Source organism: Rhodanobacter sp. ANJX3 (genome assembly GCF_014200755.1).
GTDB lineage: Bacteria > Pseudomonadota > Gammaproteobacteria > Xanthomonadales > Rhodanobacteraceae > Rhodanobacter.
In genome coordinates this window covers 581,256-593,533 of sequence record NZ_JACHCM010000003.1, presented here as the reverse complement: position 1 = coordinate 593,533, position 12,278 = coordinate 581,256, and the positions used below count along the sequence as shown (strand labels likewise).

Sequence of the window (12,278 nt, the reverse complement as noted above, 5' to 3'; positions counted from 1 at the left end):
GCTGCAGTGCGGGGTACGTCGATATCTTCGTGTCGCAGATAGGTCTCTGCGCCCACTGGCGGTCGATGCTTCGAAGGTTAACGCGAGTGTGAACCGCGGCGCAGGACGTCTCGTTGCCTTAACGGCGAAACCACGGCGCAATGCTAGCCTTGCGCTCCGGCCCAATCGGCCCGATTTATCACCAGTCGACCGCCAGGTCGTGCCATCGGAGAAACGCGTGAAAAAGCTTTTGTTGACGGGACTATGGGTGCTTCTGGTCAGCGGATCGGCCTTCGCCGCCGACGGCCCGAAGGAAGTGCAGGCGGCCATCCAGCAGGGCAATTACACCCTGGCCGAGCAGGAGCTGCGCCAGGCGATCACCGAGCATCCGCAGAGCGCCAAGGCGCACTACTTGCTGGCCCAGGTGCTCGCCCATGAGGGCAATATCGGCGACGCGCAGAAGGAGGCCAGTCAGGCCAAGACGATCGATCCGAAGATCAGCTTTACCGACCCTGCAAAGTTCAACCGTTTCGAGGCCGAGTTGAATCAGGCCCTGGCGCCGTCGACCGGCGTACGCCGTCCGGCAGCGAGCGCACGCGAAGTGCCTTACGCGGCGGTCGAGCAGCCTGTGGCAGCCCAGCCGCGCTCCAGCGGCAGCATCTGGCCGTGGGTGATCGGCGCGGTGATCGTGGTGCTGCTGTTCGGCTGGTTCCGTCGCCGCCAGCAGGGCGCGATGAATAACTCCGGTTACGGCAATCAGGGCTATGGCCAGCAGGGTTATGGCGCGCCCGGCCCGCAGAACCCGTACGGCAACGGGCCGTACCCGCCGCCGGGCTATCAGCCGGGTCCGCAGGGCGGATCGGGGATCGGCGGCAGCATTCTCGGCGGGCTCGCCGGCGGCGTGCTGGGTGCGGCTGCGGTCAACGCGTACGAAAATCATGAGCGTCGCGAAGAAGAGCAGCGTGGCGATTTCCAGTCCGGCAACAACTTCGCGCCGAACGCGCCCGATCCGCAGGATCAGGCCTTTGACCAGCTGCGCAACCAGCCGATCGATATGGGAAATAACGACGACGGCTGGGACGACAACAGCGACGGCGGCTCGTTTGACGACAGCGGCGACGATAGCTGGAGCTGAAGTGGCGAAATGTAGGAGGTAGGTTGGGCTGAGCGCGAGCGAAGCCCAACATGGATTACCAGCTGACGTTGGGCATACGGCTCGCTCCAGCGAGCCGCCCTTTGGTCCATTCGCTACGCGAATGTTCGTTCCGGCATCCATGCCTCCACAGTCGCTTGAGTCGCTTGCGCTCAGCCCAACCTACACTCAACGTTCCTGCGCTTAGCTTACGGAATCTTGCACTGCCCGCCCAGCGGCTCCTTCGTGGCCGCATCCAGATCGGCACGGGCAACGTCCTTGTTTTTCGACGGATCGAACAGGATTTTGGCGCTGACGTTTTTGCCGCTGCTGCTGCGGATATTGGCAATACCGTCGAAGCTCAGCAGTTCATGCGTCTTGGCGTCGTAGGCTACGTCCAGATGGGGCAGGGCGAAGCCGATCATGCTGTCCAGGCTCAAACGGTACTGGCGCGCGGCGCGGCCTTCGATCTGGGCATCGGCCTGGCGCTTGACCCGAAAGCTGAGCGTGCCAAGGCGGCTGGGCACCAGAAACGGCAACGTGTCGCCGTCCTTGCTCAGCGTGTCCCAATGCACGCGGATATAGGCATCGAAGCCGGCGTCGATCACCGGCATGGGCGAGGTATCCAGCGTGGCCGTGCGCTCCCTGGCATTTGTGCTGTCGCGTACGAATACCTCGCGCTTGCCGCCGGCGTTGCGAACGCCCTCCCGGTAGCCGGTTCGGCCGTCGTCCAGCGTGAAATCGGGCGCCTGCGCGCCGCCGTCGTCGTGCAGGGTCTTGCGGGCGAACGGTTTGCCGTCGGGACAGCGATACAGCACCAGCCGCGACGGGTCGTCGCCATCGTCATAGATCCAGTGCGATTCGGTGTACATCACGTGGCCGTCCGAGGCGTAAGCCTTGCCTTCGACGTAGCGGATCGCATCGGATCCGGTAGGGCTGGCGCTTGCGGCAACCGCCGTAGCGCCCAGGCTCAGTGTCAGTCCAAGCGCACAAGCGCGGCGATGGAGAGGCATCGTCAAGAGGTATCTCCCGTCAGTTAGGGGGTTTGCGGCCGAAAGGTATGCGTGCCTGCCGTCGTGAGTCGCAGGACTTAATTACGGGGCGTTGCGGCGGATGGATGCATCGGCCGCGCATGCTGAATGTCGAAAACGGCCGCAGCCGGCTATGATGGGAGGCCGTCGGAGGCGTGAAAATCGTGCGCGACCGGCAATTATCGACAGGGTCGAGGCTACGGCTTCGGCCAAGCACAGCGAGGTTAGTGATATGGCACGTGGCGTCAACAAAGTCATTCTGGTCGGCAACCTCGGCGGCGATCCGGAAATGCGTCACACCGGCAGCGGCACCGCGATCACCACGATCAACATTGCCACTTCCGAGTCGTGGACCGACAAGCAGTCGGGTGAAAAGCAGGAGCGCACCGAGTGGCACCGGGTGAAGCTGTTCGGCCGCTTGGCCGAAATTGCCGGTGACTATCTGAAAAAGGGCCGTCAGGTCTATATCGAAGGTTCGCTGCGCACCGACAAATACACCGACAAGGCTGGCGTCGAGCGCTACAGCACCGACGTGATCGCCAGCGAAATGCAGATGCTCGGCGGCATGGAAGGCGGCGGTGGTAGCAGCGGCGGCGGTCAGCGCGAGCGTCCGCAGAGCTCGGGCGGTCAGCGCAGCAGCGGCGGCGGTTCCTCGCGTGGCGGCGATCGCGGCGGCGACGACTACGGCCAGCGCGCACCGGCCCCGTCGGCTCCGGCCGGCAACAACAGCTTCGACGACGACGATATCCCGTTCTGAAACCTACCAGAACACCATTTGTCATGGATTGAACCAAGCCCGCCGATCGGCGGGCTTTTTTTGAGGGCCTCTCCGCGGCGGGAGATGGCCATCTAAACTACAACGCTATTTCACCAGCGCGCTGTCGTTGGCCCGATTGCGATCCGGCAGTGCATGCGTGGGGTCGATGGTGACCGATTTCACCTTGCGCGCGCCATCGACGTGGACAACGTATGTGCGGTGCTGCTGCCAGGTTTCCCACGGCACGCGAACGTCCTGCTCGCTGCCGTCGTCGTAGATCACTTCGAGCGTGGCCGGCAGCACCAGCTGATCGAGGTTGGCGATGGTGACGTCGAGCCCCTTGCGGAAATCGCCGCCGGTATAGGCGGCTTTTTGCACCGCCAGATCGAGCTGCCAGTTGTGCTGGTACCAGGCGTTCCAGAACCAGCCCAGATCTTCGCCGGTTTCGCTTTCCATGAAACGGAAGAAGTCCGACGGACTGGGATGCTTATAAGCCCAGGTAGCGATATAGCGCCGGAACGCAGGGTCGAAACGCTCCGGCCCGATGATCTGTTCGCGCAACAAGGTGAGGCCGAAGGCGCCTTTGAAATAGGTGATTGGATGGCGGTACTTCTCGGGCACCATATCGGCCCCGATCAACAGCGGCGGCGCGTTCGTATCGGCCAGCACGGCAGCCATCTGGTCGGCCGGCGTACCTTTGCCGGGGGCGTATTCGCCGTCGCGCTTGGGTGCGAATTCGCCGTGGTTGAAATGGTCGGATTCGTAGACGTCGATGAAGGTATTGAAGCCTTCATCCATCCACGCATCGCGGCGCTCGTTGCTGCCCACGATCATCGGGAACCAGCTGTGGCCGATCTCGTGCGCGATCAGCGCGTGCAGGTCGCTGCCCGTGGTGGTTTTGTCGTCGAAGGTGATGCCGGGATATTCCATGCCGCCGGCGGTGCCGGCTTCGTTGACGGCCACCGGCCACGGGTAGGGGAACCACTGTGCCGAAAAATATTCGGTAGCGGCTTTCAGGTATTCGGTGGCGCGGCGCCAGCCTTTATCGCCGGCGCTTTCCACGGGATACAGCGACATCGCCAGCGCGGTCTTTCCGGCCGGCAGGTTGATGCGCGTGGCGTCCCAAACATACGCCTTTGATGCGCCGAACGCCACGTCGCGGCTGTTCTGCATGCGGAAATGCCAGGTCAGCGTGCCGCTGCGCTTTGGACGGCTGGACGGCTGGGTCACTTCCTCGGGCGTGCGTATCATCACCGTGGTATCGCTATGCCGCGCCTGCTCCAGCCGCTGCTGTTCGGTGGCGGTGAGCACGTCGGCGGGATTGAGCAGTTCGCCCGAGCCCGTGACAATCATGTCCCACGGCACGGTGACCGAATAATCGAAGTCGCCGTATTCCAGGTAGAACTCGCTGTTGAGGTAAGGCGCGGTGTCCCATCCGCGCAGGTCATCGTAGACGCAGAGCCGCGGATACCACTGCGCCATTTCGAAGATATCGCCGTTCTTGCTGGCATTAAAATCCGTGCGTCCGCCGAATTCGCCGGGCACGGTGTAGTTCCAGCGAATGTGCAGTCGAAGCCGGCCGTCCTTGGCTTTCAGTGCCGTCGGCAAACGCACCTGCATGCGCGTATCGGAAATCACCCAGGTCGCGTCCTGCAGCTTGCCGGTGCCGTCTTCGACCTGCACCGACTCGATATGTTCGCCATCGGTGAATTGGTTCGGGAACTTGTCGCTGAAGGCGCCGCGCGCGTCCTTGCGATAGCGGTTCTGCTCCACCTGCAGCCACAGCACGTCGAGCGCGTCGGGGCTATGGTTGGTGTAGGTAATGACTTCGCTGCCGCTGAGTTTTCGACTGACGGGATCGAGCGCGGCCTGGATCGTATAGTCTGTGCGGTTCTGCCAGAACAGCGGCCCCGGCATGCCGCTGGCGGAGCGAAAGGCGTTGGCCGGCTGCGGGTAGGCGTAGGGGGCGAACGTTTGCGACGGATCGAACCGTGAGGCGGATGATTTATCGGCTGCCGCCGCAGTTGATGCGCCGATCGTGGTCAGCATCAGCAGAGCGAAGCCAGTAGCGAGTAGCCTTGGGTTTAACGTAACTATGAGGGGTTTGTGCATAGCCTGGTTCACGGAATGCCGCCGGACTCGATGAGCGCTAGCACTTCATAGCACGCGCCCATGGTGTGATAGTCGGTCTTGCCGGCCGGGCTTTTTTCGTCGTCGATCTTTTGGTTGTCGACGGTGAGGATGCGATACCACGCGCCGTATTGGTGGTCGACGAAATGCTCCCACGCGTAGGCCCAGATTTTTCCGTACCAGTCGTCATAGACGGGCAAGCCGGTGCGCGCGTGCAGCAGGGCCGCGGCGGCCAGCGATTCGGCCTGCACCCAGAAGTATTTGTCGCCGTCGCAGACGCTGCCGTCCGGCGCGAAGCCGTAGGCGATGCCGCCGTTGGTTTCATCCCACGCGCGCGCCAGCGCGGTGTCGAACAGATGCATGGCGGTGGGCAGCAGCCAGTTCTCCTCGCGGCCGCGTTCGAGCAGTAGCGGCTCCATGATCATCAGCAGCTTGGCCCATTCGGTCTGATGGCCGGGCTGATAGCCCCAGGGACGGAAAAGGTCCTTCGGATTGTCGCGGTGGTAATCCCAGTCGATGTTCCACTCGCTGTCGTAATGCTCCCACACCAGGCCATCGGCCTTGGCCGCCTGCCGGCGCGTCATGTGATCGGCTAGCGTGAGCGCGCGCTCGAGATAGCGCGGATCGTCGCTGGCCTGGTACGCCGCGAGCATCGCTTCGCACATGTGCATGTTGGCGTTTTGGCCGCGATAGCTGCTGAAGTTCCAATCTACATCGGCCTCGTCGCGATAGAGGCCGGCTTCGGCATCCCAGAAGCGCTGCTCGAGCAGCTGCCAGGTTTCGTCCATCCACGCGGCGGCCTCGCCGATGCCTGCCTTTAGCGCCGTCGAGTAGGCCAGCAGCACGAAGGCCACGCCGTAGGCGTGATTGGTGCGATCCTCCGGCTGACCGTTGCGGATGGTCCAGGTGTAACCGCCGGTTTTCGGGTTGCGATGCACGTCGCGCAGGTAGCGCAGGCCGTGATGGGTGGCATCCATGTACTCCTTCGCCAGCGCAGCGTCTTCGGCGAACTCCATCGCGGCCATCGCGTAGTTGAAGACGAAGCGCGTGCTGCTGACCAGATGGCGGTGGCTGCGATCGTAGATCGTGCCGTCATCTTTGAAGTACTGAAAAAAGCCGCCGGCCGGATCGATCGCGTGCGGATGGTAGAACGCCATGGTGTGGGCGATGTGCTTGCGCAGAAAATCGGCGGAGCGGAAATCGGGCGTGCCGCGGGTGGCGTCGGAACTCATGCGTGGGTCTCCATGAAATGTCGGGTTTCGGCATCGGTCGGCATCGCGGTAAACGAGCCCTGGCGACCAACGGCGATCGCGCCGCAGGCGGCGGCGTAGCGCAATACCGCATGCAGATGCGGCAGCGAGGTGAGCAGCGGTTGCAGGCGTTCGACGCCGCGACCTTCGAGTGTGGCGAGTTGATACAGTAGGCCACCGACAAAGGCGTCGCCCGCCGCCGTGGCATCGACCATCGGCACCGAATAGCACGGCAGCTCGCCGTCCATGTCCGGATGAAACCAGCGCATCGGCTGATTGCCGTCGGTCACGATCAGCAAAGTGGCGCGGCCCTTCCACAGCGCATCGAGCGCCGCGTCTTCGCCGTCGACGGCAATGTAGGCAAATTCTTCCTTGCTGAGTTTGACCACGTCGGCCAGATGCAGGGCCTCCCACAGCGCGGCGTGCGGCTCGCTGCCGTGCGGCCACAGCGCGGGGCGAAGATTCATGTCGAAACTTATCAGCGCACCGGCCTCGCGTGCACGGCGCATGCCGGCGTAGGTGGCCTCGGCCAGCGCGGGATCGGTCAGGCTGTTGGAGCAGACGTGGAAGATCGCTACGTCGGCAAACGTTTCGTTACTGAAATGCTGGGCGCGAAACAGCAGGTCGGCCGACGGCGGACGGTAAAAGCTGAAGCTGCGCTCGCCCTTGGCATCGTGCGTCACGAAGGCGAGCGCGGTATTCGCTTCGCCAGTACGCGCCACGTCCTGGGTGCCGACGCCCTCGTGCTGCAGGCGGTCGAGCAGAAAGTCGCCGAAGCGATCCTTGCCCAGCATGCCGGCGAAGCGCGCGTCGCCGCCGAGCCGCGCCACGGCGACCGCCACGTTGGCCGGGGCGCCGCCGGCAAAGGGTACGAACTGCTGCGCGAATCCGCGTTCGTCGCTGCCCTGCGCATGAAAGTCGATCAGCGCCTCGCCGAAACAGAGAATGGGTTGCATGGTCACGGTCTTGAATTTTTGAGTTTGAAAAAAAACGGGGCGAAAAAAAACGAGGCGCCGGGGCGCCTCGTTGGGATGGGCCATTTACTTGATGGTGCGAACCTTCGAACCGCTGACGCCGTAAAACAGGATATAGGCGTAGCACAGCAGCGGCAGGAAAAACGCGTGCTGCAGGCCGATATGGTCGGCGAACACGCCCTGCACGTAGGGAATCAGCGCGCCGCCGACGATGGCCATGATCAGCAGGCTGGACGCCTTGCTGGTCAGCGTGCCGAGACGCTCGATGCCGAGCGCGAAGATGGTGGGGAACATGATCGAGTTGAACAGGCCGATTGCCACGATGCTGTAAACCGCCATGTCGCCGCTGGTGAGCATGGTGGTGAGCACGAGCAGGGCATTGATCGCCGCGAAGATCGACAGCAGCGTGCGCGGCAGCACTTTCGCCATCAGCGCTGAGCCGATGAAGCGGCCGACCATCGCGCCGCCCCAGTATAGCGACACGTAATGCGTGGCCTGCTGCTCGCTCATGTGACCGATATCCGGCATCGCCAGATAGTTGACCAGGAAGCTGCCGATGGAAACTTCGGCGCCCACGTAGAAAAAGATGCCCAGCACGCCGAACAGCACGTGCGGATGACGCAGCGCTTCCATCAGCGTGTGCTTGGTGGTGGCGCCCGGCTTTTCCGTGGTTTCTTCCAGCGTGGGCAGGCGGAACAGCCAGACGAAGACGGCCAGCAGAAACAGCACGATCGCCAGGCCGACGTACGGCATCTGCACGGCCTGCGCCTGTTGGGTCTGGTAGATCAGCTGCTGCGCCGGCGCGAGCTTGGCCAGCTCATCCGGCGTCTTGACCACGTTGGACAGAATCAGCAGTCCGCCGAACAGCGGCGCCAGCGTGGTGCCCAGCGAGTTCAGCGCCTGCGCCAGGGTCAGGCGGCTGGAGCTGGTTCGCTCCGGGCCGAGCAGGGCCACGTAGGGGTTGGCTGCCACCTGCAGCACGGTGATGCCGGTCGCCAGCACGAACAACGCGCCAAGAAAGGCGTTATAGGAATGCAGCGCTGCCGCGGGCCAGAAGCCCAGCGCGCCGATGCCGGCGATGGCCAGGCCGGCAACGATGCCTTTTTTGTAGCCCAGCGCGGCGACGAGCTTGCCGGAGGGCAGCGCCATCAAGAAGTACGCGCCGAAAAAGGTGAACTGGACCAGGATCGCCTGCGCATAGTTGAGCTGGAAAATGGACTTCAGATGCGGGATCAGAATGTCGTTGAGGCAGGTCAGGAAGCCCCACATGAAAAAGATCGTGGTGAGCACGCCGAGCGCCATCGGGTAATCGGTGTAGCGATTGCCCTTGCTCGGGCCTGACGCGGCGGCCGTGGGCGGGATGTTTGGAGCCATGGGAAGTCCTTGAGTGGGTTTTGCGTGAGTCGATCTGGGAGAGTCAGAAAGCAGGTGGTGGGCAGCTACTGGCGCGGATCACCAGTTTTACCGGCGCAACAGTTTGGCGATTGGGTGTACGCGGTTCGTGCAGGCGCTGCAGCATCAGCTGCGCAGCCTGCATGCCGCGCTCGTGCGGCGCGGTGGACAAGGTGGTGAGTGGCGGCATGCCCAGCGCGGCCTCGGCAATATCGTCGAAACCGGTCAAGGCGAAGTCCCTTCCCGGGCGCAAGCCGCGCTGGTTGAGGCCGAGCATCAGGCCCAGGGCGACCGCATCGTTGTAGCACACGGCGGCCGTAGGCGCGGCGTCACCGGCAAACAGCGCGGCCGTGCGGTGCGCTGCGTCGAGGCGGGTCGGCGCGCATTCGATCTGCCACGCCGGCTCGACCGGTAGGCCCGCCGCCTGCATCGCCTCGACGAAGCCGGCGCGCCGTTGGCTGCACGAGCTGGAGTCGTGGTGACCGCCAAAAAAGGCGATACGCCGATGGCCGCGCTCGATCAGGTGCTCGGTCGCCAGCCGGGCGCCGCGCTGGTTGTCCAGCGCCAGCTGATCCCAGCGCGCGATGTCGGGCGCCGCGCCGCCGAGCTCGCGATTGAACAGCAGCAGCGGCGACAGCGGACCGATGGCCGCGAGCACGTCCTGCGCATTGCTGTGCTCGGCCGGCGACAGGATGATGCCGGCCGGGCCGTGTTCCAGCAGCGAGCTGAGCACGGCCTGCTCGCGGCTGGCCGACTCGCCGGTGCAACCGAGCAGGGTGACGTAACCGGCCGCGGCCAGCGCTTCGTCCACGCCGGCGGCAAATTCCGCGAAGAAGGGGTTGGCCAGGTCGTTCAGTACCAGCGCGATGCTGGTCGAGGTGCGCCGGCGCAGATTGGCGGCAGCGCGGTTGTAGACGTAGCCCTGTCGTCGCAGTTCCTGTTCGACCCGTGTGCGCGTCTCACGATTGACCAGGGGACTGCCGCGCAGCACCAGCGATACCGTGGCGCGCGACAGGGCGCAACCGGCGGCAATATCGTTAAGCGTGACTTTGCGATGGGTCGGCGGGTGGCTGGACACGGTACTCTGCGAATGGCGGCGATGCAGATTTGGAACGATCCAAATGTAACTTATCGGCGCAGTTAAACACGCCGCGACGCAGCATGCGCCGGCCCGGTGCAGGATGCTAGCGTGCGATGCCTGTTGATGTTCCGACTCCCCTGTTCGAGGTTGAAATGGTGCTCTGTTCGCGTCGTGCGTTATCCCGGTTGATCTGTTGCGCGCTCGTTTCGGCGGCAGCCGTGCTTCCGGCCCAAGCCCAGAGCCCGCAGGGCGGGCATGCCGCCGAGGTCGATCCGCGCATCGGTACCGGCGGCGACGGCCACACCTTTCCGGGCGCCACGGTGCCGTTCGGCATGATCCAGCTGAGCCCGGATACGGCGATGCCGGACTTCAAGCACGCCTACAAATGGGCGGCCGGTTACCAGTACAACGACCCGACCATCATGGGTTTTTCGCACACGCACTTCTCCGGCTCGGGTCACTCGGATCTGGGCGACGTGCTGGTGATGCCGATCGCCGGCGACGTGAAGCTGGACCCGGGCGACGCGGCCAAACCCGGCAGCGGCTACCGCTCGCGCTTTTCCCACGACACCGAAGTCGAGCAGGCCGGTTACTACGCCGTGACCCTGGCCGATTACGGCGTGCGCGCCGAGCTGACCGCCGGCCAGCGGATCGGCTGGCATCGCTACACCTTCCCGCAGGGCAAGCTGGCGCATGTATTGCTCGACCTGCGCCCGAGCATTTACGACTACCCCGGCAAGGTGCTGTGGGCGCACCTGCGCGTGCAGGCCGACGGCACCGTCACCGGCTGCCGCACCACGCGCGGCTGGGCGCCCGGACGCGAGCTGTGTTTCGCCATGCGTTTTTCGCAGCCGATGACCTCGCGCGAGCTGTACAACCGCGAGACCGACACCGTCTACAAGGGCTTCGCCGGACCCGGCAACCAGCCGCAGGACAAGGACGCGCAGAACGGCCGCGCGTTGGTCGCCTCGTTCGATTTCGGTCAGCTCAAGCAGCCACTGGAAGTGAAAGTGGCGATTTCGACGGTCAGCGAGGTCAACGCGGTGGCCTCGCTGGACCAGGACGGCCAGGGCTGGGATTTCGACGCCCGCCGGGCCGAGGCCACGGCGGCCTGGAACAAGGCGCTGGCGGCGATCGACGTGGAAGGCTCCAAGGCCGAAACGACGAGCTTCTACACCGCGCTCTATCACGTGATGCTGGCGCCGACGCTGAGCACGGACGTCAACGGCGAGTTCCGCGGACCCGACCACGCCGTGCATAGCGCGCACGATGCCAATGGCGACTTCAACTTCTATTCGACTTGGTCGATGTGGGATGTCTACCGCGCCGAGGAACCGCTGATGGTGCTGCTGCGGCCGGACCTCAGCACGCTGTTCATCCGTTCGCTGATCGCCGCACGTGTTGCTAGCCCGTTCGGCATCCTGCCCGTGTGGGCGTATCAGGGGCTGGAAACCTGGTGCATGACCGGCTACCACGCGCTGCCGATCATCGCCGATGCCTACATCAAGGGCGTGCGCGGCTTCGACGCCGAGGCGGCGATGCGCGCCATGGTCGCCAGTGCGACCTATGCGCCGTACGGCGATCTGGGCGACTACATGAAGCTCGGCTACGTGCCCATCGACAAGGAAGCCGAGGGTGCGTCCAAGACCCAGGAATATGCCTACGACGACTGGTCGCTGGCGCAGATGGCCAAGGCGATGGGCAAGACCGACATCGCGGCGACGTTCGAGCAGCGCGCCGGCAACTGGCGCCACGTGTGGGACCCGAAAACCAGCTTTATGCGTGCGCGCTTGAGCAACGGCCAGTTCCGCGAGCCGTTCGATCCCAACTTCGCCGGCTACGGCAGCGACTACACCGAAGCCAATGCCTGGCAGTACTCCTGGTACGTGCCGCAGGATGTGGCCGGGTTGATCCATGCCTTCGGCGGCGACGCAAAGTTCACCGCCAAACTCGACCAGGTATTCGACGCCAAGGTCGATCCGGCGCAGTTCAAGGACGTGGAGGACATCACCGGGCTGATCGGCTGGTACGCGCACGGCAACGAGCCCAGCCATCACATCGCCTATCTCTACGACTACGCCGGCCAGCCCTGGAAAACCCAGCAACGGCTCAAGCAGATCATGGATACCCAGTACGCGCCGCGGCCCGACGGCCTGGCCGGCAACGACGACCTGGGCCAGATGTCGGCCTGGTACATCTTCACCGCGCTGGGCTTTTACCCGGTGACGCCGGCCAGCGACGAGTATGCGATCGGGCGCCCATTCGTGGCGCGGGCGGCCATCCATCTCGGCAACGGGCATACCTTTACAGTGAGCGCCGATCCGCTGGATGACGCGCACCCCTACGTCGGCGCGGTGACCCTCAACGGCAAGCCGCTCAATCGCGTGTACCTGCATCACGCCGAGCTGCTGGCCGGCGGCGAGCTGCATTTCAGCATGCAGGCGCAGCCGAACACGACCTGGGGAACGGCGCGCTCGGTACGACCGTCGTCCACCAGCGCCTACGGCCGCTGATCCCGCCACGGCAGGCGGACGCCCCCGCAGGCATCCAGC

At 64.3% G+C, this 12,278-nt stretch carries 9 protein-coding genes; 3 read left to right on the top strand and 6 right to left on the bottom strand.

Going from position 1 to position 12,278, the window contains the following annotated elements; translation table 11 throughout:
• Nucleotides 1-217: 217 nt before the first annotated feature.
• On the top strand, nt 218-1,114 hold the full coding sequence (locus HDE76_RS11140) for a tetratricopeptide repeat protein (RefSeq protein ID WP_184507414.1): 897 nt from the start codon (nt 218-220) through the stop codon (nt 1,112-1,114).
• Nucleotides 1,115-1,320: 206 nt separating this feature from the next.
• On the opposite strand, the gene HDE76_RS11135 is transcribed toward HDE76_RS11140, so the two are convergent.
• Nucleotides 1,321-2,130 (bottom strand): hypothetical protein, encoded by an 810-nt coding sequence (locus HDE76_RS11135; RefSeq protein ID WP_184507411.1) that lies wholly within the window; start codon nt 2,128-2,130, stop codon nt 1,321-1,323.
• Nucleotides 2,131-2,374: 244 nt separating this feature from the next.
• Here HDE76_RS11135 and ssb point away from each other — a divergent pair, with 244 nt between their 5' ends.
• A complete protein-coding gene (gene ssb / locus HDE76_RS11130; RefSeq protein ID WP_179477761.1) occupies nt 2,375-2,899 on the top strand; it encodes a single-stranded DNA-binding protein in 525 nt (174 codons plus the stop codon).
• A gap of 105 nt (nt 2,900-3,004) precedes the next feature.
• On the opposite strand, the gene HDE76_RS11125 is transcribed toward ssb, so the two are convergent.
• From HDE76_RS11125 to HDE76_RS11105, 5 genes are all read right to left on the bottom strand, one after another.
• Nucleotides 3,005-4,948 (bottom strand): M1 family aminopeptidase, encoded by a 1,944-nt coding sequence (locus HDE76_RS11125; protein WP_184507408.1) that lies wholly within the window; start codon nt 4,946-4,948, stop codon nt 3,005-3,007.
• Between the two features lie 71 nt (nt 4,949-5,019).
• A complete protein-coding gene (locus HDE76_RS11120; protein WP_179477759.1) occupies nt 5,020-6,261 on the bottom strand; it encodes an AGE family epimerase/isomerase in 1,242 nt (413 codons plus the stop codon).
• Nucleotides 6,258-7,235 (bottom strand): carbohydrate kinase, encoded by a 978-nt coding sequence (locus HDE76_RS11115; protein WP_179477758.1) that lies wholly within the window; start codon nt 7,233-7,235, stop codon nt 6,258-6,260. Before HDE76_RS11115 ends, HDE76_RS11120 begins: the two co-directional genes overlap by 4 nt.
• Nucleotides 7,236-7,319: 84 nt before the next feature.
• The gene (locus tag HDE76_RS11110) at nt 7,320-8,555 is read right to left on the bottom strand and encodes a sugar MFS transporter (RefSeq protein ID WP_255481570.1); all 1,236 of its coding nucleotides are present in this window, start codon (nt 8,553-8,555) and stop codon (nt 7,320-7,322) included.
• Nucleotides 8,556-8,670: 115 nt separating this feature from the next.
• Nucleotides 8,671-9,723 (bottom strand): LacI family DNA-binding transcriptional regulator, encoded by a 1,053-nt coding sequence (locus HDE76_RS11105; protein ID WP_343205694.1) that lies wholly within the window; start codon nt 9,721-9,723, stop codon nt 8,671-8,673.
• A 155-nt stretch (nt 9,724-9,878) separates the two neighbouring features.
• Between HDE76_RS11105 and HDE76_RS11100 the strand changes: the two genes are divergently transcribed.
• Entirely contained in the window at nt 9,879-12,239 is a 2,361-nt protein-coding gene (locus HDE76_RS11100; protein ID WP_184507775.1) for a GH92 family glycosyl hydrolase, read from the top strand.
• Nucleotides 12,240-12,278: the final 39 nt, after the last annotated feature.